Source organism: Vibrio sp. SSH13-20 (genome assembly GCF_040104475.1).
GTDB classification, from domain to species: domain Bacteria; phylum Pseudomonadota; class Gammaproteobacteria; order Enterobacterales; family Vibrionaceae; genus Vibrio; species Vibrio harveyi.
In genome coordinates, this window is sequence record NZ_JBECOU010000008.1 from 130,382 (window position 1) to 154,743 (window position 24,362).

The window sequence follows — 24,362 nt, forward strand, 5'->3', positions numbered from 1 at the left end:
GCAAGGATGAAATTAGCAACCAAGAAAAATGGCACTCGCGATGGTCTGTTGATGGTCGTGAGCAAAGACCTGGCACAATGTGTTCCGGCAACTGAAATTTTCCATGCGATGCATCTCGCGCCAACCATGCAAGTGGCATTGGATAACTGGGATAAAGTCGCTCCACAACTGGAAGAGCTTTATAACGCGCTAAACAATGGTTCGGTTTCAGGAAGTGAAGAGTTTGAATCCCACTATCTAGCATCACCATTGCCTCGCGCCTATCAATGGGCGGATGGCAGTGCTTACGTCAATCACGTCGAACTAGTGCGTAAAGCGCGTGGTGCGGAAATGCCAGAAAGCTTCTGGACCGATCCTTTGATGTATCAAGGTGGTTCTGACGCATTTATTGGTCCTTGCGACAACATCGAATTTGCTAGCGACGAGTGGGGCATTGACTTCGAAGGTGAAGTTGCCGTGATCACCGGTGACGTGCCGATGGGAGCAAGCATTGCAGAAGCACAAGATTCAATTCGTCTTATCATGCTCGTTAACGATGTATCGTTGCGTGGTTTGATTCCGGCGGAGCTGGCGAAAGGCTTTGGTTTCTTCCAATCAAAACCGTCTTCAGCGTTTTCTCCTATTGCAGTAACGCCAGATGAGCTGGGTGAAGCATGGTATGAGAACAAAGTGCATCTGCCGCTTGTTTCAACCTACAACAATGCCCCATTTGGTTGCCCGAATGCAGGCATAGATATGACGTTTGATTTCGCTGACTTGATTGTCCATGCCAGCAAAACCCGTCCACTTTCTGCGGGCGCAATCATTGGTTCGGGCACAGTATCGAATAAGCAGGGCACGGAGCATGGCACCTCTATCGAGGAGGGTGGCGTAGGCTATTCGTGCATTGCAGAAGTGCGCATGATTGAAACCATTCGTGATGGCAAACCGTCAACGAGCTTTATGTCGTTTGGTGACTCTATCAAACTTGAGATGTTTGACGCAGATGGCAACTCGATCTTTGGCGCGATTGATCAACAAGTCAGCCAATACTTAAAACACTGAGAGTGAGGGGCAAGGGAAGTATGAGCGATAACATCACCCTCTATGGCTATTGGCGTTCTTCGGCGGCTTATCGAGTTCGCATTTGTTTGAACTTAAAAGAGCTGAACTACGAGTCCAAATCGGTTCATTTGGTACGTAATGGCGGCGAGCAGCACAGCGCGGAATATCATGAGTTAAACGCCTCTGAGCTTGTGCCAGTGCTGGTGGATGGTGGTATTCAACTCAACCAATCTCTTGCCATCATTCAGTATCTCGATGAGCAATATCCGCAAGTTCGAGTGGTTCCAGAACCATCGCCGCTTCGTTACCAAGCTTTGGCTATGGCTCAGGATATCGCGATGGAGGTCCACCCACTCAATAACTTGCGCGTGTTGCAGTACCTAGAAGGGCAGCTGTCGTGTGATCAAGAGACAAAAGTTGAGTGGATTCATCATTGGGTTAACCAAGGCTTTACAGCATTTGAAGAGAAGCTAAATCAGCATCGACAACAACATGGAAACTGTATCTACAGTGTGACTGACTCTCCCTCTGTTGTTGATATTTGCTTAGTGCCTCAAGTGTACAATGCATTACGTTTTGGGGTGGATATGACTCCTTATCCGGTAATTAGCTCGATTGTAGAAGCATGTAATCAGCTGCCTGCGTTTATTGATGCCATGCCAGAAAACCAACCCGACGCAAACAGTTAGTACTTTCTCTATATTTTAACGAATAACAAACGGGCTCTTGACGGAGCCCGTTTTTGTTCTTGTTTGATTAACGTAAATCGTGCTCAAAAGCTTTGCGGCTGTTATTATCACTCCGCAAAATTTACCGGTTTTGTTGCTCTGGTTAGAATTTCCATTTAGGCTTTGAGCAACTAGTTGTTTTGGGCGCACTTTATCTATGACCAACATCTTTATCATTGTTGTTCTTCTTGTTGTTTTCTTCTTTATCATTCAAAAGTACGTGATCAAAAACGATGACACGCGAGACTTCCCATACCGTTCGAAAGGTCCACTATTAAAAGGGCAGGAAGGGGCGTTTTTTAATGCCTTGAGAGCGGCGGTTGGTGATCACGCAGTGGTGTTTGCCAAAGTAAACATGGCGACGCTGATCGCACCAAAAGAAGTCAAAAATAAGAAGCAGTTCTTCATTGCCAGTAACCGAATTTCACGCAGCTACTTTGATTACGTTATCTGCGATCCTAGAACGCTTGAACCTCGTGTAATTATTGAGCTTGATAATGGTCAGCAATTGCATAAAGGCAAAGTCGAGCGCCAAAAACTGCTGATTCACGTGTGTAAATCGGCGAACCTTCCTTTGATTGGTGCATCGGTAAAACACAGTTACCAAGTGGGGCGTTTACGTCGTTTATTGGCAGCACACATTGATCTGATTGAGCCGGACAAAGAAATCCGCTTTTGCAAAAAGTGTGGCAGTCCGATGATAATCAGAACCGCGAGCCAAGGCGAGTTTAAAGGTCGACGCTTCTTTACTTGTAGTCGCCAACCAAACTGTACCTACACAGAAAACTACAATGTGGTGTTTGATACCGAAGACGAATAAGCATTTTGTTCCCTAGATAGTGAAATAGAGAGAGGCTTCAACTGGATTAGTTGAAGCCTTTTTTGTTTTACCGTTGAACAAAGAAGAGCACTTCGCAGCATCCATTCTGGTAGCTCCTATACTTTGATAAAGAAAGAAGAATAGGGAAGCGTTATGCGATATGGATGGATTCTTTCAGCACTACTGCTCACGTTCAGTAGCCATGCACAGCAGTCACTCAAACCACTTGAATGCCAATTAACAGATACACCTCAGGATCACTTCTTGTTTTATCGTGAACAGATGGTTTACCACAGTGAGCAGTTTGCGATTTTTCAAAATTTCAAAGGGCGAGTCAGTACTCAAGTGGATCTCAAAACGGGCAAGTTGATACGTACGACGTTTATTGGTGAACCATTTGAGCCTAAATACCAAATTTTGTTTGGTGATTGTCCAAACGTATCGCAAGTTTTGCAAATTTGGATGCTCAGTGAAGTGCCTTACGACAATTAGGTCAAACAACAAAAGTTAAGTAGATCACACTTTTAACACCGTTCAGGTCGAGCCTTGACGATAAAATCATCTGAAAACGGGTGTTGAGTTTAGATTTTCGCCAAACGATTCAAAGTTAGTGAATTTATGCTTGCACCCCCAATGGGATATAGCTAATATCCTTCTCGTTCTTAAGGAATGGGTCCGTAGCTCAGTTGGTTAGAGTACTACCTTGACATGGTAGGGGTCGGCGATTCGAGTTCGCCCGGACCCACCACTCCTTAAAGCCATACTAAAACCAAAGTATGCCGAACATAAAATTTGGGTCCGTAGCTCAGTTGGTTAGAGTACTACCTTGACATGGTAGGGGTCGGCGATTCGAGTTCGCCCGGACCCACCAAATTTAAAGAAGCGCCCACCTTTTTAGGTGGGCTTTTCTTTACCTGAAATTTGTCAAATCGCGCAAATTTCCCTCTAAGGCACGGTTCTCCGCTATTCGATGTTCAGATGCGTGATTCATCGAGTGTCCTGACGTACGCAACTTTCACATGCCATCCCGCCTTTTATCCAAACAACAAAACGAGCAATAGAACGATTGAACTTAGGATGAGTAGTATTCGCCAAATTGGCTTGGTTTCAGAAACATCTGAACCGTTGTGATGACACATGCCCATAAGAAATCCCCTTTCTCATTACCTGATAAAGAAAGGCTAGGGCTTCACCCAAGGTAAAGGTCAAGCGGAGGTGAACGGTTTACCTCCACAATCGCTCAAGCTTATTTTGCGGTAATTGGAATATTCAATAATAAATATGGAAATTATCAATTATTTCAATGTTATAAGGGTGGTAAACCGTTATTTCTCAGGTTTGAACGGATACAGTTTTTTAATGTTGATTCGCAACGTGTGGCATTTTTGAGTAGTTTTGAATGATATACCCAAGTAACCTCGAGATGCTTGGGTCAGCGAGAATGACTTGGTTTGTAGACGCGGCGGCGATTTGAAGGCTTAGTGGGTCTAAATCAAGAATCGGCAACAAAGTATACAAACAAAGGTCCTTACTATTTGCAAAGAGGGCACTCTGGGAGCGTGTCATTGACCCGATTGCTACGTCAAACAACTTGGAAAGAGCGTGCTATTCCGCTTCGTTGTTTTCCTTGCACTCGAATCAATGACAACGCTCTGAATCCAGCATCTTGAAGTCACTTGGGTATATGTTCAATATAGAGATCATTATGAAGTTAATTCCCTATAATAGGTTTCAAATCGATACGTTCTTGTCTGCACCTGAAGTTTTAAAGCGAATACAAGAAAACACATCAGAACGAGCTTTTTTCAAGCCTAGTTCCTCTTCAGCATTTTGTGGAAAGGTAGACGAAACGGGCTTCGATCTTGTGGGAAACATTCGTTACAGAAATTCATTTTTACCTGTCATGAAGGGAAAGGTAGAGGCGAATAAAGATGGTACTCGGGTGAGCGTCTCCATGCGGTTAAACTTGTTTGTGATGTGTTTTATGTTGTTCTGGCTTGCCGTTACCGGAGGTGCCGGTATTTACATTCTTCTGAGTGTTGATACTTTTAGCTTACCTTTGCTCATACCACTCGGTATGTTTTTGTTTGGAATCGCGTTGACTTGTGGTGGTTTTTGGTTTGAAGCACTAAGACAAGAACGTAAGCTGAGACAGATTATTTCTACCTGGCAATAGAGGTTTGAAGCGTATCTCGCAGCTAGGCTTGATTGAATGCACTATCAAGCCTAGATATCTCTTATTCTCGGGTTTTCCCGGTGCTATTTTTCAGGGCTTTAGCGAGAAGTTTATTCGACTTCGACTACAAAAACTTTTCCAAATTTTTTGAGTTGTTCGAGTTCCCAAGGTGGCTGTTTAACAAAAACGTTTTTCACTCCAAGTTTCGAATAATCGTTTGGGTTATAGGTCCAACCGGAGTAATCCGAATCGGAAAAACTATCGTAGCGGGGAGATTGACCAAGGGTTGTTATTTCTTGTTTTACTTTGATTTTTTTGAAGAACGAATCTTCTTTTTCCTTAGTTTTGCCAATATACGTTTGCATTTCATGTAAGACTTTTTGAATTTCTTCTTCCCTTTGTCTTTTGGGTAAGTCCTTAAATGAAGCCTCAATATCTGAGGTATCAAACTCCTGGCTGCTTAAGCCTCCGTGAAAACCGATAATTGCTTTGTTTGATATATATTTGTTTTTGCCTGCGGTAAATACATAGTTTGCACAAGAGGAAAGGCAATAGTCGTTGACTTCAATATCTATTTTATTTGCAAAAACCCATTCACCTAAGACCATTCCCAGCTCCACATCACCGCCGTCACTTGAGATCACAAGAGTGGTTGGTTTCACTGCCGCATCAGCATAGATTTCCACAACAGCGTCGTTTGCTTCGGAGGTTAATGTACCGGTGTAGTGAATCGAGTCACCCACAAGTGTAACGTTGGTTGTTTCTGCGCTGTAAACGGGCGCTCCCGGCAGCAATAGAAAAGGGAGAACCATTTTTGTTAACTTAACACACATAAATTTACCTGATTAATGAACCGCATTAATAGACATGTTTATCTGCGTCTGGTTCCTTATGTGTAGGGCTTTTATAAAAATGCTAGCTGTCGAGTTAACAACAAACTTTAGATCATGCTATGTGTGCCACAGCCTTGTGTTAATGCAAATCGATAGTCCGTCGTTGGCGTAAACACCATTGCTAAATCAACCGGAAGAAAGACGACATCTGCTGCTAAAGAGAGCGGGATGTCGATGAAAGTCAAAGGGTAAAAGACATAGTCGACCACCGAGTCGTTTCTAAAAGCGCAAGGTTGGGACGCGACTGCCAGTGTTGTTCCTGAAAACGGCGCTCCATACCCTCCCACAAGGTGAGTATCCAAAGAAGAACAACCCATCATTGAAGTGGTAAGCGTAAGAAGTAATGCAGTTCGTAGTTTCTTAAAGTTATTGTTTTTCATTTTCATTTAAATATTTTATAAACATAAACGTTGAAATTGAATCTATAGCCCAAAAGAATGAATTGCGAGTAGATATTCTTTTTTGTGTTCAATAATATGCGCTACGCAACAAGGTTTAGAGTGTTTAGGTACATAGTGGCGTTTAAGAGAGAGGGAAATGAAAGGTTTCGCTCTTAGATTGTCATCGTTCTCCACAGACCTCCCTAGAAATGTGTAATGTGGCAATTTAATCAACGATTGACGTCGCGATACCACTTACGTTCCAACTTAATTTAGGAATAACTATGTTTACTGATTTTTTCATACAGAAAAATAGAAAAGCGGGAGAAAAACATGTTCCTAACTCGTTCCCTAAACATAAGTTAGTCCTCAACTTAGTAGTCGGCGTATTTCTGGTGGTGTATGGCGCTTATGGCATCTATTCCGGCGAGTTATATGTGTTTTTAGGAAGGCGTACAGAGGTAACGCTACACGGTGATGCCATATACATCGCTTTTGCTGCCTTTATACTTGGCTGTATTTACTGTTTGGTAGAAATCATCGACCATTTCGATAAGCGAGATAACGAAGAAATTTACATACGCATTAGGGCAGGTTGCCAAGCATTTGGACTGTTGATTTTTGGTTTTGCATTGATACAAAACAGCGTTATGGCAGGCGCTTAGGCAACATTACTCGTTGTAGCAGGATGCTTTTCTATCGGTATTAAATACATAGCAAAGTATTGCGGCGTTATGCAGTAATTAAAAAGGGAATTAGATTGGATAAAGCAGTAAGAGTAGGTGTCGCGGCAGTGATTGTGCGCGAAGGACGAGTGCTACTTGGTGAACGTATTGGCTCACACGGGGCTCATACTTGGGCTACACCCGGAGGACACCTTGAATGGGGTGAATCTATTGAAGATTGTGCTAAGCGCGAAACACTCGAAGAAACCGGCTTAGTTGTTGGGTCTTTTAAGAAGTTGAGCTTCACGAATGATGTTTTCGAGAAAGAGGGTAAGCACTATGTCACTTTGTTTGTTGCTGCTTCATGTGAGGTTGGAGAGCCTCAGGTCGCTGAACCGGAGAAGTGTAAGCAATGGAAATGGTTTGACTTAGACAAGCTTCCGGAGCCTCTGTTTTTGCCTTTAGAGAATTTGCTAAAAGCACAAACCGAACTAGATGTGCTTTTCCAAGCTAGCGCTGAATAGAGAGCCGTAGCGTTGCCCCTTTGGTAAAAGCTGGTTTAGTTTTGAGCTCTAGACCAGCTTTGATACTAATCCCTAAGTAACCTCAAAGTGCAGGGATATAATGACTAGTGGTTAATTTTATCGCGCTATATCCACTCTTGTTCTTCAGCCGATACGGTAATATCACTTTTCAGCTCACCAGTATGCGCCGTTGTGGATGGCTCAATCATCATGAAGTGAGTGTCTGGCTCGGCGACAGGGCAGTGCTCGACACCTTTCGGTACAACAAACATTTCACCCGGCTTTAGTACCACTTCTTGCTCTGGTAATTTCAGCGTCAGTTCACCCTTAAAGACGATAAATAGTTCATCTTCGTTGTCATGTTTATGCCAAACTAATTCGCCAGAGCCTTTTGCGATTTTAACTAGCTGACCGTTCGACTCAGCTAATATTTTGGGTGTCCACTGCTCTGAAAAAAGCCCAAATTTCTCATTAATGTTGATCTTCTTCATTGATGATAACTCCTTGAATTTTTGGGATTGAAACGCTTTTTATCTCCTTCGACGTTATGTCGCTACTGACCGTATGTAAAGAGAAACATTGTTCACACGTAATAGATGACCGTTAAGGTTGATATTTGAAGCGATACAGGGTGTAAGGCGCCTTTGCATTACCGAGACCTTGACTGAATGCTGGGTGCTGATGAAGCTGGTCTTGGGTGACATAAATGTAATCGCCGCTGACTGCCATACTGTCCGGCCAAGATAGCTTTTTGTCTTGAATAAGTGTCTGATATTTGCCTTTGGTTACCAAACCAACACCACTATGTTCGAGATCGGTCGCTAAAATGCCACCCCCTGGCGCATACGCAATGCCATCGCTGGGTCTTTTTGGTCCATATACTTCGATTTTATTCTGCAGCTTACTATCTGTGTTTTTTGCATTTTCTAGGGCTGAAGTCGGAACTCGATAGATTTTTGTGCCAGTAAATGCGCCAAAGTAGAGCCATTCGTTATTGTCATCAATAGCGATTGGGTTTAACCCAAAACGTAAGTGGTTCGTGGCACCTTGTTCTGTTTTCGATGCCAATAGAGAAGCTTCGATGACTATATCTCTGTCTTCTGGCATAAGCTGGGGCGCATTTTCTAATACACGTGTCGACTGACCCGTTTTTAAATCTACCACGACAATAGCGGGGTTCGTTGCCCCAATGAAGTTGCCAAAGGTCATGTCAGCGATGTAGATCTTCGCGTGCTTTTCATCGATGGCAAAATCTTGCAGGAATGAGTTGTCTCTTAGCGCAGATGAGTTAATTGTAATTTGGTTGCTCAACTTATTTTTAGACGTGTCCCACGCGACCAATTGTGCCGGTGAGGTTTCGCTGCCCATATCGAGCATCCAGACCGTACCTTTGCTGTCGGAGTGAACGCCAATAACCGCGCTTAAGCCTACATCGCCGACCTCTGGTCCGTCTGACCAGTCCATGGTTGGGAAGGGTCTTTTAGTACCATTCGCCATCACTTCGACGACTCGATATTTGGGATTGTCCAAAGGGTGCATGCTTACGATCAAGCGACCTTCGGGTGTTACGGTGACACCTGCGCCGCGGTAATCGTTAAATTGTGTCACGGCTTCAAGAGAACCGATTTCCGCAGCGTAAGTTGAATAGGATGCCACCGCTGAAATTGCGGCAGCAGCAGTGAAGAGGCTGGTAGTTAAAAGATGCTTTTTCATTTTATTTCCATTTTGAAATGAACAGTTTGATGTATGGATTTTGGCGACTCGAATGAGATGTTGAGCGTCTCATTCAGTGCGTATTGAAATCCTAGCCTCGGAATAGTCCATTAAAAACAGTTCTTTATTTGATTTATTTTCTAATAATTTTTGATAATCCGTGAGTGCAAAGCTCAAAGCTCAAAGCTCAAAGCTCAAAGCTCAAAGCTCCAACGTGACTATTTTATTGAATCTAATTAGCAAGAGATAAGTTGTGGTGATGAAGTGATGTAAAGCGTCTGATTTTGTGAATAATTATTATCTTTTGAAGAGAGATATTGTAGTGAATAGTGGTTGTTAATAAAAAGTTTCACAGCAAACAAGCAGGCACAACCATGTTCATTAATAACAATACTAAAATTACACTCCTTATCAGTACCAGTATCATCGGCTATGCCGTTACTCAACCTGCGTTCGCCGCGAACGTGCCAGACGGAGTAAAGCTGGCTAAAAAGCAGGAGTTTGTTCGAGGTAATGGCACCGAAGTCGCAACTATTGATCCACAAAAGTCCGAGGGCGTTCCAGAATCTAATGTGATTCGCGATTTACTGGAAGGCTTAGTAACGCAAGATGCCGATGGTAAAACCATCCCTGGCGTCGCGGAGTCTTGGGAAACAACGGACAATCGCACCTTCGTTTTTCATTTACGACACAACGCAGAATGGTCTAATGGTGACCCGGTTACTGCGCAAGATTTTGTTTATAGCTTCCGTCGAGTCGTGGATCCAAAAACTGCGTCACCTTACGCTTGGTATCTTTCTTCGACCAAAATGAAAAACGCGCAAGACATCATAGAAGGCAAGAAAGACATCAGTCAGTTAGGTGTCCAAGCGCTTGATGACTATACCCTTAAGGTCGAGCTCGATGTTGAAGTACCATACTTTGTTAAGATGCTCGCTCATACCACCATGATGCCAGTCCATAAAGCAACGGTAGAGAAGTGGGGAGATAAGTGGACCAAGCCAGAACACTTTGTGGGGAATGGTGCATATGTGCCAGACCGATGGGTGGTCAACGAGCGTCTCGTGCTTAAGCGAAATCCAAAGTATTGGGATGATGTACACACCGTCATTAACAAAGTGACTTATCTGCCTATTGAAGATCAGGTGTCAGAAATGAACCGCTTCTTGTCAGGTGAGATTCAAATGACTAACGAAGTGCCAAACGAACACTTCCGTCGACTTCAAAAAGAGTACCCTGAGGACTTGTCGATAAAAGGCAATCTATGTAGCTACTACTATCAGTTCAATACTCAACGTGCACCGTTTGATGATGTTCGAGTACGTAAAGCGCTGTCTTATGCGATTGACCGAGACATTATTACCAAAGCCATCCTCGGGCAGGGACAAAAGCCTGCGTACTTCCTGACGCCAGAAATCACGGCCGGATTTTCCCCTCAGTTGCCTGAATACGGCAAACTCACTCAAAAGCAGCGTAATGAAAAAGCAAAAGCACTGCTTAAAGAGGCGGGCTATGACAAACAACATCCTCTAGATATTAATCTGCTGTACAACACATCAGAAAACCACAAGAAACTCGCCGTTGCCATTTCATCAATGTGGAAGAAAACACTGGGCGTGACAGTTCACTTAGAAAACCAAGAGTGGAAATCTTATTTAGCCAGTCGCGATGAAGGGAACTTTGATGTTACGCGCGCCGCGTGGTGTGGGGATTACAACGAAGCATCAACCTTCCTGACTTTGATGATCGGCTCTAACGTCAATGGTGGAGTTCACTATAAGAGCAAAGCGTACGATGACATCATAGAAAAAGCGTTGAACTCGACCTCAGAAGAAGAGCGAACCAAGCTTTACTACGCGGCAGAAACTCAGATGGCGAAAGACATGCCATTAGCGCCTATCTATCAGTACGTGACGACTCGTTTGGTTTCTCCACTTCTCGGTGGTTATCCGAAAGGCAACGCTGAGGATAAGATCTACACCAAAGATCTGTACATCAAAGCGAAATAAGCTTATTGCTAGATAAGAGTTTGAGTTTCGTGAGATTTGCGAAACTCAAACTCTCTTTTTTGGACGGGGGAAATCGGCAAGGGTGGCTAAGCTGAGAAAACCAGCTTAAGCGCGAACTCGACGAAGCATGCTATCTAGAGATAACGCCCCTTGATTGTGCAGGAACAAGAACGGGTACAATGCCATTGCCCAGAAGAAAGGAAATTCCCATCCGCCGCCCGGCAGTGCCCACGTATATCCTGTGAAGAAGTGACCCGAGAAGAGCTCCGCTGCAATTAAATACGCAATTGCCCACAAAACGCCGATGCGTGTAAACAATCCCCAGCCAATCAATAGCGCCACGGAAATTTCCGTTATACCACCTACGTAGATCATTAAGTCAGTGAACCAAGGACCGACCGTATCAAAGCCAGCAACCTGCCCAAAGTAACCTCGCATTCCATTGTGTATCTGGGTTCCTGCAAACAGTTTTTCCGTCCCGTGGGTTAAGAAGTTCAATCCGAGAAATAGGCGTATACAGGTAAGGGCAAATTCGTTTGGGCTTTCTTTGTATATCTCTTTCGCAATGCCGATGAACTGAACAAGCAACGGGATCAACGATAAGGCGGTTAACCACCCAACCAATGAAATGTCATTTTGATCACCGATACGAATGATGACTATGGTTGGAGCAATGGTCATCAAAAATGACAGTCTGTTGCGATTTCTCAGGGCGAAAACAAGGATAGGTGTCAATACGCCAAAGGATAGAAGGGATGTGGTTAGCCACACATCATTGTAGGTATTGAGTTTAAACACGATCGCTGCCAGTGACGCTAAAGACGTTATTTGTAACCCGACCCACGTGTTGTTTTTATTGTTCATTGATAGTTTCTCCATCTCGTGACCAGTAAGAGCAGTCATCCTGTCCTCATCAGGTTTATGAATTTGTAGTGAGTGTCTGAACAATAAAATACGCCTTATTAACTCTCTGATAATTAGGGAATAAGTGAAATCATTCTTTGGCTGAGATGAACAATACACAGACAAAGCGAGTGACAGCTGCAAGACAGCGAGTAATTAAGGTGGAAGAGAGGAGAGGCAGAACGTGAAGCCGATGTTAATAAGTATCCTTCAATTCAACACGTTGTCGACTATTGATAAAAAATGACTTTTATTACTTAATTTCGGTAAACAGGGAATCAATGACAATGCTCTGAACCCTGCATCTTGAAGTCACTTGAGCATATGTCATTCATATATTCAATTAGATTCTGTGCTTAACTATATTTATGTCTTATGTGTCAATGGGGTAAATATATTTCCCTGCAATTAATGTTTGAACCTGATCGCATAACTGTCTGATATCTATTATCTTGTGAGATCAAACTGTGCTTTTATGAATCAATTGGAGAAGATATAACGAATTGTCTTCTCGTGTCTTTATTTCCTCATGAAAAGACTAAGCAAAAAAGATGTAAAGTGTCTCTTTTTGCTGTTTTTCTGCGGCTTAATCGTAATATAAAACGAGAACAGTTTATGAAGCGTCAGTATATTCTTGTTGGTTTGTCAGTAATATTGTCAGGCTGTGCATCACAACAATTGATGGTTCCAACCGCGAGTAAAGTCATCATTGTTGGTGATACTTTGGTTTATGATGGTGTCATTTCTGGCGGTGATGTTTTAAAAGCAATTCGGTTAGTAAAATCTAGCGATAAGAAGATTAAAAAGCTCAGAATTACCAGTCCTGGAGGCGAGATTGATACCGGTATCGAGTTTGGGTACTTTGTAAAAGAAAATAATCTTGATGTGGAAGTCAGCCGTCTATGTTTTTCAGCATGCGCAAACTATGTCTTAACGGCTGCCAATAGTATTACCATTAAAAAGGACGCCTTGATAGGGTGGCACGGTGGTGCGTTACAATCTGATGAACTGTGGAAACAAACCATTCCAAACGGTTATTGGAATCAATATGAAGGTTACCTCAACCATCTGAGGGTCAAAGAAAAGGCGTACTTTAATTACATCAATGTCGACCCATATATCACGGTTTATGGTCAGATAAGAGACAGAAGTTGCCAAAAAAACAAGCTCACAGAAGGTTGGTACTACTCACTTAACGACCTTAAACAAATGGGAGTGAAAAACGTTGATCTACAAGGCGGAAAGCTAATGAACAGTGTGGAGTACGAAAACTCAGACATCACGTCTTGTTTGATGCCGGACGTTTACATTAACAAAAATGGCTCCTAGCTCTAGCTCCTAGCCGTTAGTCCTTTCGATACCACGTCTCTTAAATCAATATTCATCTAAACATCATCAAGATGAAGGCTTGCCACGGTAAGCCTTCATTTTTGTTGTTGCTAGGATAACGACTAGCCTTCGTATCAGTTAGAAATATAGTGCTTTTTGTATAATCGCTTTGAAGTGCCAGAGAACTTTATGTGCTCTGTTTTTCTTGTTGCATAATCAAGAATAATATTGGGATGCACACTTACGTGAAAATATTCGGGAATATTGATCGCTCGATAATAAATGTCATCCCGATATTTATTTTCTTCTATCAAACCACAATCGATTAGCTTGTTGAGCATGCTAAATGCAGAGAATATATCGATCCTCGTAAGTAATGATATTTCTTTTGCTGTTTTTCCTTGCTCGGGGAAATCAAGCATCCGACACATAATAAGGTCTTGCAGCATTCTTGTTGCAATCGCATTAAGCTCTTCTTTACTTAGTTTTTCCATGGCTATCAGGCACCTTTTGATGAAAAGTTGAACTTGATGTTTTTATGGAAACATATTGTTACATTTGTGTCAATAAGCCATTCTCTATGTTTTATTTACCATAGATATAACACTGATTGGATTTTGCTTTATTTATTTTTATTGAACTAAATTTCACTTGTTATTATTTGAATCTTAGTTTTTGCATATCGACAAACTCATTGTTGATATTATTGTTTTTAGTGGTCTTTTTTGAAATCAACATTTGAATATGCTTTGTTTTTAATGAGTGTTCTATACCCAAGTAACCTCGATATGCTAGGTTCAGCGAGAATGACTTGGTTTGTAGACGCGGCGGCGATTTAAAGATCTAGTCATTCTAAATCAAGAAGCGGCAACAAAGTATACAAGCCAAGGCCCTTATATTTGCAAAGAGTGCCCTTTGGGAGCGTAAAGAGAATAAAAACCATAGAAATTAAATCATGCATTAAATCTGCGCTTTTCTTTGAACGCGCTTAGAAACTCAAACTCAATGATCCGGTGTAATGCTTCTGTCTACTAAACAAATGGTATGAGTATGATAGTAAGTAAGATATCTGATGAGCTAATTACGGAAAAAGCAAAACTAGAGTGGCTAGCGTATTGGCGTCACTTCAGCACCGTTAAGCATCGCCTTTGCTGCGAAGCCAACTGTACCGCAGAGCATGATTATGGTGTTCTGGTTAGAAAAGACGGGGAAGAGCGTAAGGTTTTCGTGGTGCCATTATGCAAGGCGCACAGTGATAACCTTGAACGATTGGAAGTCTCCGACGGCACAGAAATTATCTCCGCGGATCTGACCTTGTGATTTACGTTGTTGCTTCAACGACGTTTAGGGAACGCTTTGAATCGTAGGGTTTCAAAGCGTTCTTCCTAAGCAAGGGGGAGGTTACATTTTCTTTTGATAAACCCTTTCAGGGCGACCAACTTTACCATGTTGAATCACAGCAAGTAGAAACCCTTTTGCGGCTAAAAACTCAAGATAACGTCTTGCTGTTGTTTTGCTGATGCCGACTTCATTGCCTAGAGACTCCGCCGTGTAAATAATTTCGCCATCATCAAAGGCATTCGTGACTTTATCGAGCGTGAGCTCATCGATCCCCTTGGGTAAGGCTTGCATGTGTGATGATTTGGATTGAAAGTTAAACAGCTCGTCGACGTGGCGTTGATTGATGTTGTCATTTGCTTTTAACGAACTGGTGTACTTCAGATAGCGCTCTAAAGAATCGGTTAAGCGATCATAAGAGATCGGTTTTAGCAGATAGTCGAACACGCCACACCTTACGCCTTCTCTTACTGTTTCCATGTCATTGGCGGCGGTGATAAAAATAACATCTGGTGACTGCTTGGCAGCGGTTATGTCTTTCAATAAATCGATGCCTTTGCCGTCAGGCAAGTAGTTATCCAATAAGACCAGTTTTGGCTTCAGTAACTGAATCATCTTTCTGGCTTCAGCGATACTTTTTGCAATTCCGATAGGTCTGAAACGTTGTGTTTGCTGAAGATAGTAAGAATGAAAGTCCGCGATATTGGATTCATCTTCTACTATCAAAACGTCATAAATTTCCATCTTTCAAACTCTCGTTAGGAATAAATAAAGAAAAGATTGTTCCGGTTGGTTCGGCATCGTCGACGAGGATTGCACCGCCAGCGTTATTGACAAGCTGGTGGACTAAATACAAGCCAATACCGTGTCCCGGTTGCGATTTGCTGGTGATCCCTTTATCAAATAGGGATTCTGCGATTTCATCGGGTATTCCAGTGCCATTGTCAGCAACCTCGACCACCAATTCCGTTTCGTTGGCGTCAGAAATTAGTATCGAGATGCATTTGTTGCTGTCAGGGTTTTTCAACGTTGCTTCATAAGCATTGTCGAGTAGGTTACCTATGATGGCGGCTAACTCATCATCAGTAAGTTTGGTTGGTGTACCGCTTAGGTGACAGTACGGATCAAAATGGAGAGCGAGACCAAGTTCCTTTGCTCGGCTGTATTTGCCTAATAGCAGACCCGCAATCACTTTGGAGTTGAACGTACGAGAAATGAAATCAATCAGCTTTTGATGTGTTTCTGTTTCTTGCCTTATGGCACTGAGCGCCTCTTCGTACGCGCCGATTTGAATCAGCCCACTGACCGTAGAAAGCTTATTTGCGTATTCGTGGCTCAATACTCGTAAATTGTCGGTTTGCTGCTGAACTTGGTTAAGTTGTGATGTGAGCGTGCTTAAATCATTGCGCGGTCTGAAGCTGATGACCCAGCCAGAGTGTTGATTGTCTTCCCAAATCTTTACACGAGTCGCGACCAAGGTTTCGCCATTACAGGTAATAACTTGATGCTGTCTCTGTGACTCCTCCGAGTCTTCTCCCATCTTTGCTCCCAAGAAAAAGTCAGCAGGGGTGACGTATTCGTTCACCATTCGACCTTGGAGGTGGGAAAGATTACGCGCAATTCCTAGAATCTTAAGTCCCCTCTGGTTTGCCGACAAAATACGACCTTGTTTGTCGACCGCAATAATGCCTTCGTAAACCGCTTCAAACACCGAGTTTTGCACGCGGAGGGAGAGGGCGATCTCTTCTGGTTCCATACCATACATCTGACTTTTTATATGACGAGAGAAGAACCAAGCGCCCAAAGATGAGCAAACTAGAATGATCAATAAGGCAAAGAAAAACGGCGTGGAGTAGAGGATCAGTAAATTACTAACGGTATCCAGTAAATAGCCTACTGAAACAACACCAATGATCTCGCCAGTTGAGGAAATAATGGGGGATTTCCCACGTATCGCAAAACCTAAGCTGCCTTCTCGTATTGAGTAGTAGTGCAATCCTTGTTGAAGGGCGCGTATGTTGTCTCCACCTTGCATCGGGTAGCCAACTTTTTTGATGTCTGGATGCGCTAAGCGAATGCCCTTACTATCGCCGACGACGATGAAGTTGGCATCGGAAATCCCTTGTAGGCGCTTAATTTGTTTTTGTACCCGCGCTGTATCTCGTAAAGAGACCGCTTCGATCAGTTGAGGGTCGCTGGCAATTTCACGAGCTTGTATGACTGCGCGCGCACTGACCTGATGGTTTAACGTATCAGAAAGGATGTGGTGGAAATAACCACCGATAAGGAGCAATTGAAACGAAACAACCACAAAAAGCAGCGCCCATACACGCTGTCTAAAAGAGAGGTTACGGCAGAGGTAGTCGTGAAATGTTCGGTCTGGCATGAATGGTAAGCTTCTTATTGATTGAAGGGTAAATTATCAAATGAAACAAGGAAGAGACCTGATCGAGATCTATTGAAGATAGTCAATCGAGCCTCGTTCCTTGTGTAACTGTCTAACCGATCACATATTTGATCATCACGCCCGCTGCAACCGCCGAGCCAATAACGCCGGCTACGTTTGGTCCCATCGCGTGCATTAGTAGAAAATTCTGTGCATTTGCTTCTAGACCCACTTTGTTTGACACCCTTGCTGCCATCGGAACCGCAGAGACACCCGCAGAGCCAATCAGTGGATTCACTTTTTCACTCGCGAAACGGTTCATTAGTTTTGCCATCAATACGCCTGCCATTGTGCCAATACAAAACGCGACGATGCCAAGTGCGAGAATACCGATGGTTTGCGGCTGTAAGAACTTATCGGCAACCAATTTGGAACCCACAGAAAGACCCAAAAAGATGGTGACGACGTTGATCAACGCGTTTTGAGCAGTATCCGATAAACGTTCAACTACGCCACATTCACGCATTAAGTTACCAAAGCAGAACATACCTAGTAGCGGTGTCGCCGAAGGAAGCAACATGGCAATCAGAATCAACAGGAGCAAAGGGAAGCAAATCTTTTCTAACTTGCTCACTTTACGCAATTGCTGCATCGTGATTTGGCGTTCTGATTCTGTGGTCAGCGCACGCATTATTGGCGGCTGAATCAAAGGTACAAGTGCCATGTAAGAGTAAGCTGCTACAGCGATAGCACCCAGTAACTCTGGTGCGAGCAAGCTAGATACATAAATTGCCGTTGGACCATCTGCGCCACCAATGATGCCCACAGCAGCGGCTTGCGCGACACTGAAATCCATCAAACCCATAGAGCTCAAACCCAGAGCGCCGAGCACAGTTGCGAAGATACCAAACTGAGCTGCCGCACCAAGAAGCAAGGTTTTAGGGTTGGCTAACAATGGACCAAAGTCCGTCATTGCGCCTACGCCCATGAATATCACCAAAGGACCAGCGCCAGATGCAATAGCAATGCTGTAAAATAGGTACAGCATACCATCTGAGTATTGATACTCTTCTGCGAGTAAGTGGATGTTGGCAAGTTGAGTTGGTGTCGCCGTTGCAAGTGCCGTTTTTACTTCGGCAGCGGAGTCCGTCGCAATGTTCAACACAGAGCCAAATGCGGACATTACCTCTGGTTTGGCAGCATGGAGCGCGTTTTCTACCGCTGACAAGGCTAAGCCTGCATCAGGTAGGTTAGCAAGAATCCCACCAAAGCCGATTGGCACCAACAACAAAGGTTCGAACTGTTTAACAATAGCGAGATAAAGCAAAATCAAGCCAACAATAAGCATGATGGCTTGTCCCCATTCGAGGTGGAACAAACCAAAGTCATTCACTAACGCTAAGACATTTTCCATGTGACTAATGCCTCGTTACGCCAGTTGAAGTAAAGGTTCGCCTACATCTACTGCGTCGCCTTCAGACACATCAATGCTGGCGATTTTTCCGGAACGTGGTGCGCGAACTTCTGTTTCCATCTTCATCGCTTCAAGAATCAGTAGCACATCGCCTTCTTCAACTTCATCACCAGGCTTGGTGTGGATCTTCCAAATGTTACCCGCAAGTGGGGCGTTCATCGGCTCGGCATCTTGAGCGGTTGTCACTGGCTTTGATGGTGCAGGTTGGGGGGCTGACACGGCTTGAATATCGCCACCTGCGTCAACCTGAACGACATAACTTTGGTTGTTGACGGTAATGGTGTAAACACCGCTTTCTGAGGTAGCATTCATGGTTTGTTTCTCTGGTTTGGTCTTATTTTTTGTTTGTGCTGTTGCTCTTGCTGCTTCATTGCAAGGTGCGGGTTCAAAGGCGTCTGGGTTGTTGCGGTTTTCTAGGAACTTCCAACCCACTTGTGGGAAAAGCGCGATAGTAAGTACGTCGTCAATAGCGCTGCCGGAGAGCGGAATGTTTTGCGCTTTTGCTTGAGTGGTCACTTCTGTGGTCAGGTGCTCCAGTTCTGGCTCCAACTTATCGGCAGGGCGGCAAGTAATTGGTTCTGAACCTTCCAACACACGCTGTTGCAGTTCCGTGTCGACAGGAGCAGGCGTTTGGCCGTACTCGCCTCTCAAGACACCAGCGGTTTCTTTAGTAATGGTTTTGTAGCGCTCACCCATAAGGACATTGATGACAGACTGTGTGCCGACGATTTGCGACGTTGGCGTGACAAGCGGCAGATACCCCAGCTCTTTTCTGACTTTCGGGATCTCTTCTAACACCGCATCAAGCTTGTCTGCGGCATTTTGCTGTTTCAACTGACTTTCCATGTTGGTTAACATTCCGCCAGGGACTTGCGCCACAATAATGCGAGAGTCTGAGCCTTTTAACTGACCTTCAAAAGCGGCGTATTTTTTACGTACTTCTCTAAAGTATGCAGCGACAGCTTCCAGCGCTGAAATGTCCAAACCTGTGTCGTATTCAGTGTTTTGAAGTGATGCAACCAGAGATTCTGTTGCTGGGTGACCGTAAGTGCCGCTCATGGAAGAAATCGCTGTGTCCACACGATCTACACCAGCTTCAATGGCTTTCATTAACGTCATATCAGCCATGCCAGCGGTCGAGTGGCAATGCAGGTGAAGGTCAACATCCACTTGCTGTTTTAATGTTGAAACCAGCTCACTGGCTAAGGTTGGTGTCAGGATGCCCGCCATGTCTTTGATTGCGATCGAATCAACGCCAAGTTCACCCAATTGTTGCGCGATGTCTACCCAGGTTTGTAGGTTATGAACAGGGCTAGTGGTGTAACAGAGTGTACCTTGAGCGTGTGCGCCTTGTTTTTTCACCGCAGCAATTGCTTGTTGCATGTTTCGTGGGTCGTTCATCGCATCAAATACACGGAATACATCCATGCCGTTTACCACGGAGCGTTCAATGAACTTATCAACGACGTCGTCAGCGTAATGGCGATAACCCAATAGATTTTGACCTCGAAGCAACATTTGCAACGGCGTTTTTGGCATCGCTTTTTTGAGCTCTCGCAGTCTTTCCCAAGGATCTTCCCCTAGAAAACGAATGCAACTATCAAACGTAGCGCCACCCCAACACTCAAGTGACCAATAGCCGATGTCATCTAACTGTTGGGCGATTGGCAGCATATCGTCGATGCGTAAACGGGTGGCAAATAACGACTGGTGGGCATCACGTAATACAACGTCAGTGATGCCAATGCGTTTAGTAGACTCAGACATTCGAATTCCTCTTATAGCGAGCTTTGTTTGATTTTTTGATGATGAATAGCGGCAGCAATCACAGCGACGAGTTGGTTATCATCGTTTGATGGTTTGGCAGCACACACTTTCTTTTGCGGAGGGGGAGTTGGTTCGACATGAAAGCGCCCCAAAAAGCGAGACATGGCTTTGACAGCAAAGACCAAGAAAACAAGAAAAGTGAAGACAAAACCCATACCCAGTGTCATGAGGTTTAAGCCTTCGGTGAATAAATTAACTTCCATTAATATCTCCCATTGGACAAAACAAAGAGCAAAGGAAGACTTTGCTCTTTGACAAAATAAGAAGGGGGTTAACCGCCCAACATGCCGAACACGACACTTGCGATGACCAGTACGATACCGCCACCAAGACGAGATGAGATTTGCGCGTAAGACAGCAAGCTCATGCGGTTTGACGCAGCAAGAACTTCAAGGTCACCAGAGCCACCACGGTTTGCCATACATAGACCGGCAGTGATTGAAGACTCGATTGGGTAAAAGCCCATTAACCAACCACCGACAGAGGCACCAATGATTGCGCCAGCAACGATCAATGTTGCGATGATTAAGTTCGTGAAGGTTAGTGCATTCATGATTTCGCCAAGGTCGGTATAAGCGATACCAACGCCCACCATGAGCACCCAAAGCAATTGTTTTGAGAAGAATGAAGACAAACGTTTTGCGCCTTCTTTCACTTCTTCAGAGCAGATACCACAGGCGTTCACAATCGCAACGATGATGACCATGTAAGCGAAAGTGTGGATCTTTACGTCACCAAAACCTGGCAGTATTTCTTTAGAAAGGGCGGATGAGAAGGTGTAAATACATGCCGCCATCATCAAGCCAATCGCGATTTCACGGGGAGTGATTTTTGGAGCTTCGCTCTCTTCAACATCGAAATTAGACTTACGCAATAGCTCGCCATTACCAGTCAAAGACGGTACTTTTTCACCGATGCTGTTTAGAACCGCTGCTGCGACAATCGCTACGATGTTGGCGATGGTTAAAATTGCAATTGCAACCGAGTAGTACTGTTCTTTAGAGCCACCCGTGACTGATTCATAGATTTCAGAAAGTGGAATCGCACCTGCACCGTTACCACCACCCATGATAGGCAGTACGTAAAGCATCATGATTTTGTCGATAGAAATGCCAAACATCATGCCGCCAAGAATGCCGAGAATTGAAGCACCTGCAACGGCTGCAAGAATGGTCGGAATGTAACCAACTAATGATTTAAGCAGTAGCTTACGGTTAACCGCCAAAATCGAGCCAGTAATCAGAACGGCAATGAACAAGTCGAGGAAATCGGTCTTCTTCATGACTGCGGTGACAGTGTCAATCTCGTTTTGGGTTAATAAACCTGCATGAACAAACCAAGCTGCGACAAGGAAGATCATGACAGGTGCACCGCCAATGTATTTGTTAAAAATAGGCAGGCGTTTACCCAGTTCGCCAAATAGCGCACCAACAACAAACATAAAACCAAAACCGCCGACAATATTATCAGGGATGGTGTCTGTCATATGTGCAATTAACATGACCGCGAACATAAATGCATATAGCGGTAATGGTAAGCCAAAGATTCGGACTTGAGATAATAAGTCTAATCCCGGGCTTCTTGTTTCAGTTATTGAAAGGGTCTTTTCGTTCATCATTATTATTCCGTGTTGATTTAACATGGCGTAATTTAAATTTGAATGAAAAACCTAACTGTGAGTGTGATCATTTTACTTTGTGGAATATATACACACTTATGAATTTAAAGTTTTTAATTATCCAATCACTTAATTTACAGATAGTTGAGTAATTAAATTCATTAAATTCATAAATGACGTTTAGTAGAAGAAAATAGTCGATACGGATCATCATTTTTCAAATTCAAGTGACGCATGATGGCGGCAACACGAAAGAGGATGATGATCATGTTTGACACCTACGCATTTAGTCGAGTGAACCGAAATCAATACGAGAAGTTTGGTGCTATTACCGAGTTTCTAACTTGTTATGATTTGGATGTTGACGCTGATGTAGAGCGATTTGTGGTGGCGAAGTCTCAAGGTCAAATCATTGCTTGCGGCGGTCTTGCTGGCTCAACACTAAAATCTATTGCGATTGATCCTGCCTTACAAGGTACTGGATTTTCTCTACGATTAATGACTGAGTTGACCACGATGGCTTATGAAATGGGGCGCTTTGATCTGTTCTTGTTTACCAAGCCTCAGAATATGCAAAGGTTTCGTGAATCTGGCTTTTTCCCCATTTCTTTTGCAGACGATAAATTAGTCTTGATGGAAAATAGTCAGACCAATTTAAGAAACTTTGTACGTTCATTAAGAAAGAAAAAGAAAGACGGTGATAAAATAGGCAGCATTGTGATGAATGCAAACCCGTTTACTTTAGGGCATCAATACTTAATTGAAACGGCGGCGTCACAATGCGATTGGCTACATTTATTTGTCGTCAGCGAAGAGGGTAAAGGTTTTTCTTATCACGATCGTTTGAATATGATTGAAAGTGGCACTAAACATATTCCTAATCTTACGATTCATCATGGTTCAAAATATATAATATCTAAAGCAACGTTTCCTACTTACTTTATTAAAGAGAAGCGATTGATTGATTATTGTCATACCGCTATTGACCTAAATTTATATCGTCAGCATATTGCGCCAGCATTAGGCATTACACACCGATTTGTTGGGACAGAGCCAGACTGTGTTGTGACTCATTATTACAACCAACAAATGAAACACAGATTAACCACCAAGGATCTCAACGGCGCACCAATCAGCGTTATTGAAATAGAGCGTAAGTGTGCGTCTGGCACCACGATTTCAGCGTCAACGGTGCGAAAACTCTTGCAGAAAGGGCAATTGGATCAACTGGTTCACTTTTTACCCTCAACCTCTATCGACTACCTACAAAGGCACACGGACGCTTTACCGTGTCTTACCCAAGAAACAGTGGCTGCTTAACAGCCCAATTAATTTTTAACCAAGGTGTTAAAGGTCTTTCAATGAAAATAATAAAACCCGCTTTTGCAGGGACGCTGGAATCCAGTGACTTGCAAGTTCGTATCTCACCCAATCCAGAAGGTGATATCGACATTTCTCTTGATAGCACAGTGAAAAAGCAGTTTGGCAAAGCCATCGAAGCGTTGATTCATGGTGTGCTCAATTCGATGGGCGTGACTTCCGCAACGTTAGAAGTGGAAGACAAAGGCGCACTAGATTGTGTGATTAAGGCTCGCGTTCAGGCTGCAGTCATGCGCGCGGCAGACAGCAGTGACATTCAATGGAGCAAATTATCATGAGTAAGTTACGCCGTAGCATGTTGTTTGTTCCAGGGGCAAACGCCGCCATGTTAAGTAATACCTTCATTTATCAGCCTGATGCGATCATGTTTGATTTGGAAGACTCTGTGGCGCTGAGAGAAAAAGACACCGCCCGCATGTTGGTGTTTAACGCGCTGCAACATCCTCTGTATCAAGAGATTGAAACAGTAGTCCGTGTGAACCCACTAGAGTCTGAGTTTGGTTTGAAAGATCTGCATGCCGTTGTGCGTGCGGGCGTCAATGTGGTTCGTCTACCAAAAACAGACAGTGCCGAAGACGTGCAAGAAATGGAGCGCTGCATTGAAGACATCGAACGTGTATGTGGTAGAGAAGTTGGCAGCACCAAAATGATGGCGGCAATCGAAAGTGCGCAAGGTGTGAATAACGCCATCGAAATTGCTCAATCGTCTTCGCGTTTAATTGGCATTGCACTGGGTGCTGAAGATTATGTCAGGGACTTAAAAACGCAACGTAGCCCAGAAGGAACAGAGTTGTTGTTCGCCCGTTGTTCTATTCTGCAAGCTGCGCGTGCTGCGGGCATTATGGCGTTCGATACCGTTTATTCCGACGCTAATAACGAGCAAGGATTCCTCAATGAAGCGGAACACATTAAGTCGTTAGGTTTCGACGGAAAATCGCTGATTAACCCAAGGCAAATCGAGCTACTTCACAACGTATTTGCACCGACTCAAAAAGAGGTGGATTACGCGATTCAAGTTATCGAGGCAGCAGAAGAAGCGCAAGAGCAAGGGCTTGGTGTGGTTTCACTTAACGGAAAAATGGTCGATGGACCAATTATCGAGCGAGCTCGTTGGACGTTACAAAAAGCGCAATCTGGAATTAAAGAGTAGGGCAC

25 protein-coding genes and 2 tRNA genes are annotated in these 24,362 nt (G+C 43.8%); 15 read left to right on the plus strand and 12 right to left on the minus strand.

Annotated features, from left to right (window positions below; translation table 11 throughout):
- The first annotated feature begins 6 nt into the window (after positions 1–6).
- From ABMY42_RS21350 to ABMY42_RS21380, 7 genes are all read left to right on the plus strand, one after another.
- Positions 7–1,044 (plus strand): fumarylacetoacetate hydrolase family protein, encoded by a 1,038-nt coding sequence (locus ABMY42_RS21350; RefSeq protein WP_349266766.1) that lies wholly within the window; start codon positions 7–9, stop codon positions 1,042–1,044.
- Positions 1,045–1,064: 20 nt separating this feature from the next.
- Positions 1,065–1,733, plus strand: a complete 669-nt coding sequence (maiA, locus tag ABMY42_RS21355) for a maleylacetoacetate isomerase (RefSeq protein ID WP_349266767.1) — start codon at positions 1,065–1,067, stop codon at positions 1,731–1,733.
- 196 nt (positions 1,734–1,929) lie between these two features.
- A complete protein-coding gene (locus ABMY42_RS21360) occupies positions 1,930–2,592 on the plus strand; it encodes a DUF2726 domain-containing protein (protein WP_349266768.1) in 663 nt (220 codons plus the stop codon).
- Between the two features lie 153 nt (positions 2,593–2,745).
- Positions 2,746–3,084 (plus strand): hypothetical protein, encoded by a 339-nt coding sequence (locus ABMY42_RS21365; RefSeq protein ID WP_009697431.1) that lies wholly within the window; start codon positions 2,746–2,748, stop codon positions 3,082–3,084.
- 179 nt (positions 3,085–3,263) lie between these two features.
- Positions 3,264–3,340: transfer RNA gene (locus ABMY42_RS21370), tRNA-Val, on the plus strand.
- Between the two features lie 46 nt (positions 3,341–3,386).
- Positions 3,387–3,463, plus strand: a tRNA-Val gene (locus ABMY42_RS21375).
- A gap of 834 nt (positions 3,464–4,297) precedes the next feature.
- Positions 4,298–4,768, plus strand: a complete 471-nt coding sequence (locus ABMY42_RS21380) for a hypothetical protein (protein ID WP_038897556.1) — start codon at positions 4,298–4,300, stop codon at positions 4,766–4,768.
- Positions 4,769–4,878: 110 nt separating this feature from the next.
- On the opposite strand, the gene ABMY42_RS21385 is transcribed toward ABMY42_RS21380, so the two are convergent.
- Positions 4,879–5,601, minus strand: coding sequence for a peptidase (locus tag ABMY42_RS21385; RefSeq protein WP_349266769.1), 723 nt, complete (start codon positions 5,599–5,601; stop codon positions 4,879–4,881).
- A gap of 107 nt (positions 5,602–5,708) precedes the next feature.
- Positions 5,709–6,047 (minus strand): YceK/YidQ family lipoprotein, encoded by a 339-nt coding sequence (locus ABMY42_RS21390; RefSeq protein WP_017190267.1) that lies wholly within the window; start codon positions 6,045–6,047, stop codon positions 5,709–5,711.
- 278 nt (positions 6,048–6,325) lie between these two features.
- Between ABMY42_RS21390 and ABMY42_RS21395 the strand changes: the two genes are divergently transcribed.
- Together ABMY42_RS21395 and ABMY42_RS21400 are read left to right on the plus strand one after the other, a co-directional pair.
- Positions 6,326–6,706, plus strand: a complete 381-nt coding sequence (locus ABMY42_RS21395; protein ID WP_017190266.1) for a hypothetical protein — start codon at positions 6,326–6,328, stop codon at positions 6,704–6,706.
- A 95-nt stretch (positions 6,707–6,801) separates the two neighbouring features.
- Complete coding sequence (locus ABMY42_RS21400) at positions 6,802–7,230, plus strand: NUDIX hydrolase (RefSeq protein ID WP_005445461.1); 429 nt, start codon at positions 6,802–6,804, stop codon at positions 7,228–7,230.
- A 125-nt stretch (positions 7,231–7,355) separates the two neighbouring features.
- Here ABMY42_RS21400 and ABMY42_RS21405 read toward each other — a convergent pair whose 3' ends face one another.
- Both ABMY42_RS21405 and ABMY42_RS21410 read right to left on the minus strand, forming a co-directional pair.
- On the minus strand, positions 7,356–7,721 hold the full coding sequence (locus ABMY42_RS21405; protein WP_017818051.1) for a cupin domain-containing protein: 366 nt from the start codon (positions 7,719–7,721) through the stop codon (positions 7,356–7,358).
- Positions 7,722–7,833: 112 nt separating this feature from the next.
- Positions 7,834–8,943 (minus strand): L-dopachrome tautomerase-related protein, encoded by a 1,110-nt coding sequence (locus tag ABMY42_RS21410; RefSeq protein ID WP_349266770.1) that lies wholly within the window; start codon positions 8,941–8,943, stop codon positions 7,834–7,836.
- Between the two features lie 374 nt (positions 8,944–9,317).
- On the opposite strand from ABMY42_RS21410, the gene ABMY42_RS21415 reads away from it, so the two are divergent.
- Complete coding sequence (locus ABMY42_RS21415) at positions 9,318–10,952, plus strand: ABC transporter substrate-binding protein (RefSeq protein ID WP_349266771.1); 1,635 nt, start codon at positions 9,318–9,320, stop codon at positions 10,950–10,952.
- Between the two features lie 105 nt (positions 10,953–11,057).
- Here ABMY42_RS21415 and ABMY42_RS21420 read toward each other — a convergent pair whose 3' ends face one another.
- Positions 11,058–11,855: a DoxX family protein gene (locus ABMY42_RS21420; protein ID WP_050933126.1), complete on the minus strand. Its 798-nt coding sequence runs from the start codon at positions 11,853–11,855 to the stop codon at positions 11,058–11,060.
- Between the two features lie 615 nt (positions 11,856–12,470).
- Here ABMY42_RS21420 and ABMY42_RS21425 point away from each other — a divergent pair.
- Entirely contained in the window at positions 12,471–13,184 is a 714-nt protein-coding gene (locus tag ABMY42_RS21425; RefSeq protein ID WP_017818054.1) for a hypothetical protein, read from the plus strand.
- Between the two features lie 134 nt (positions 13,185–13,318).
- On the opposite strand, the gene ABMY42_RS21430 is transcribed toward ABMY42_RS21425, so the two are convergent.
- Positions 13,319–13,678, minus strand: a complete 360-nt coding sequence (locus ABMY42_RS21430; protein WP_005445454.1) for a hypothetical protein — start codon at positions 13,676–13,678, stop codon at positions 13,319–13,321.
- A gap of 556 nt (positions 13,679–14,234) precedes the next feature.
- On the opposite strand from ABMY42_RS21430, the gene ABMY42_RS21435 reads away from it, so the two are divergent.
- Positions 14,235–14,504: a hypothetical protein gene (locus ABMY42_RS21435; RefSeq protein ID WP_005445453.1), complete on the plus strand. Its 270-nt coding sequence runs from the start codon at positions 14,235–14,237 to the stop codon at positions 14,502–14,504.
- Positions 14,505–14,585: 81 nt separating this feature from the next.
- On the opposite strand, the gene ABMY42_RS21440 is transcribed toward ABMY42_RS21435, so the two are convergent.
- The 6 genes from ABMY42_RS21440 to ABMY42_RS21465 all read right to left on the minus strand — a co-directional run bounded on the left by ABMY42_RS21440 (position 14,586) and on the right by ABMY42_RS21465 (position 21,824).
- Positions 14,586–15,266 (minus strand): response regulator, encoded by a 681-nt coding sequence (locus ABMY42_RS21440; protein ID WP_005445452.1) that lies wholly within the window; start codon positions 15,264–15,266, stop codon positions 14,586–14,588.
- The gene (locus ABMY42_RS21445) at positions 15,253–16,908 is read right to left on the minus strand and encodes a sensor histidine kinase (protein WP_069687193.1); all 1,656 of its coding nucleotides are present in this window, start codon (positions 16,906–16,908) and stop codon (positions 15,253–15,255) included. Before ABMY42_RS21445 ends, ABMY42_RS21440 begins: the two co-directional genes overlap by 14 nt.
- Before the next feature lie 112 nt (positions 16,909–17,020).
- A complete protein-coding gene (locus ABMY42_RS21450; protein WP_005445449.1) occupies positions 17,021–18,322 on the minus strand; it encodes a sodium ion-translocating decarboxylase subunit beta in 1,302 nt (433 codons plus the stop codon).
- A gap of 15 nt (positions 18,323–18,337) precedes the next feature.
- Complete coding sequence (oadA, locus tag ABMY42_RS21455; protein WP_349266772.1) at positions 18,338–20,149, minus strand: sodium-extruding oxaloacetate decarboxylase subunit alpha; 1,812 nt, start codon at positions 20,147–20,149, stop codon at positions 18,338–18,340.
- 11 nt (positions 20,150–20,160) lie between these two features.
- A complete protein-coding gene (locus tag ABMY42_RS21460) occupies positions 20,161–20,412 on the minus strand; it encodes an OadG family transporter subunit (RefSeq protein WP_017818057.1) in 252 nt (83 codons plus the stop codon).
- A gap of 68 nt (positions 20,413–20,480) precedes the next feature.
- On the minus strand, positions 20,481–21,824 hold the full coding sequence (locus tag ABMY42_RS21465) for a 2-hydroxycarboxylate transporter family protein (RefSeq protein WP_017190260.1): 1,344 nt from the start codon (positions 21,822–21,824) through the stop codon (positions 20,481–20,483).
- Positions 21,825–22,088: 264 nt separating this feature from the next.
- On the opposite strand from ABMY42_RS21465, the gene citC reads away from it, so the two are divergent.
- The 3 genes from citC to citE are packed head-to-tail and all read left to right on the plus strand — an operon-like array spanning position 22,089 to position 24,357.
- A complete protein-coding gene (citC, locus tag ABMY42_RS21470; protein ID WP_237032187.1) occupies positions 22,089–23,147 on the plus strand; it encodes a [citrate (pro-3S)-lyase] ligase in 1,059 nt (352 codons plus the stop codon).
- 41 nt (positions 23,148–23,188) lie between these two features.
- Complete coding sequence (gene citD, locus ABMY42_RS21475; protein WP_101904809.1) at positions 23,189–23,485, plus strand: citrate lyase acyl carrier protein; 297 nt, start codon at positions 23,189–23,191, stop codon at positions 23,483–23,485.
- Positions 23,482–24,357, plus strand: coding sequence for a citrate (pro-3S)-lyase subunit beta (gene citE / locus ABMY42_RS21480; RefSeq protein ID WP_005445440.1), 876 nt, complete (start codon positions 23,482–23,484; stop codon positions 24,355–24,357). The genes citD and citE overlap by 4 nt, the downstream gene beginning before the upstream one ends.
- Positions 24,358–24,362 lie beyond the last annotated feature (5 nt).

Excerpts from the sequence above, each read along its gene's own strand:
- ABMY42_RS21360 (WP_349266768.1), top strand. The coding sequence starts at position 1,930 with ATGACCAACATCTTTATCATTGTTGTTCTTCTTGTTGTTTTCTTCTTT.
- ABMY42_RS21420 (WP_050933126.1), bottom strand. The coding sequence starts at position 11,855 with ATGACTGCTCTTACTGGTCACGAGATGGAGAAACTATCAATGAACAAT.
- citC (WP_237032187.1), top strand. The coding sequence starts at position 22,089 with ATGATCATGTTTGACACCTACGCATTTAGTCGAGTGAACCGAAATCAA.
- ABMY42_RS21415 (WP_349266771.1), top strand. The coding sequence starts at position 9,318 with ATGTTCATTAATAACAATACTAAAATTACACTCCTTATCAGTACCAGT.
- ABMY42_RS21395 (WP_017190266.1), top strand. The coding sequence starts at position 6,326 with ATGTTTACTGATTTTTTCATACAGAAAAATAGAAAAGCGGGAGAAAAA.
- citE (WP_005445440.1), top strand. The coding sequence starts at position 23,482 with ATGAGTAAGTTACGCCGTAGCATGTTGTTTGTTCCAGGGGCAAACGCC.
- ABMY42_RS21385 (WP_349266769.1), bottom strand. The coding sequence starts at position 5,601 with ATGTGTGTTAAGTTAACAAAAATGGTTCTCCCTTTTCTATTGCTGCCG.
- ABMY42_RS21380 (WP_038897556.1), top strand. The coding sequence starts at position 4,298 with ATGAAGTTAATTCCCTATAATAGGTTTCAAATCGATACGTTCTTGTCT.
- maiA (WP_349266767.1), top strand. The coding sequence starts at position 1,065 with ATGAGCGATAACATCACCCTCTATGGCTATTGGCGTTCTTCGGCGGCT.
- ABMY42_RS21430 (WP_005445454.1), bottom strand. The coding sequence starts at position 13,678 with ATGGAAAAACTAAGTAAAGAAGAGCTTAATGCGATTGCAACAAGAATG.
- ABMY42_RS21445 (WP_069687193.1), bottom strand. The coding sequence starts at position 16,908 with ATGCCAGACCGAACATTTCACGACTACCTCTGCCGTAACCTCTCTTTT.
- ABMY42_RS21410 (WP_349266770.1), bottom strand. The coding sequence starts at position 8,943 with ATGAAAAAGCATCTTTTAACTACCAGCCTCTTCACTGCTGCTGCCGCA.
- ABMY42_RS21440 (WP_005445452.1), bottom strand. The coding sequence starts at position 15,266 with ATGGAAATTTATGACGTTTTGATAGTAGAAGATGAATCCAATATCGCG.
- ABMY42_RS21405 (WP_017818051.1), bottom strand. The coding sequence starts at position 7,721 with ATGAAGAAGATCAACATTAATGAGAAATTTGGGCTTTTTTCAGAGCAG.
- ABMY42_RS21465 (WP_017190260.1), bottom strand. The coding sequence starts at position 21,824 with ATGAACGAAAAGACCCTTTCAATAACTGAAACAAGAAGCCCGGGATTA.
- citD (WP_101904809.1), top strand. The coding sequence starts at position 23,189 with ATGAAAATAATAAAACCCGCTTTTGCAGGGACGCTGGAATCCAGTGAC.
- ABMY42_RS21460 (WP_017818057.1), bottom strand. The coding sequence starts at position 20,412 with ATGGAAGTTAATTTATTCACCGAAGGCTTAAACCTCATGACACTGGGT.
- ABMY42_RS21425 (WP_017818054.1), top strand. The coding sequence starts at position 12,471 with ATGAAGCGTCAGTATATTCTTGTTGGTTTGTCAGTAATATTGTCAGGC.
- oadA (WP_349266772.1), bottom strand. The coding sequence starts at position 20,149 with ATGTCTGAGTCTACTAAACGCATTGGCATCACTGACGTTGTATTACGT.
- ABMY42_RS21365 (WP_009697431.1), top strand. The coding sequence starts at position 2,746 with ATGCGATATGGATGGATTCTTTCAGCACTACTGCTCACGTTCAGTAGC.
- ABMY42_RS21350 (WP_349266766.1), top strand. The coding sequence starts at position 7 with ATGAAATTAGCAACCAAGAAAAATGGCACTCGCGATGGTCTGTTGATG.
- ABMY42_RS21390 (WP_017190267.1), bottom strand. The coding sequence starts at position 6,047 with ATGAAAATGAAAAACAATAACTTTAAGAAACTACGAACTGCATTACTT.
- ABMY42_RS21450 (WP_005445449.1), bottom strand. The coding sequence starts at position 18,322 with ATGGAAAATGTCTTAGCGTTAGTGAATGACTTTGGTTTGTTCCACCTC.
- ABMY42_RS21435 (WP_005445453.1), top strand. The coding sequence starts at position 14,235 with ATGATAGTAAGTAAGATATCTGATGAGCTAATTACGGAAAAAGCAAAA.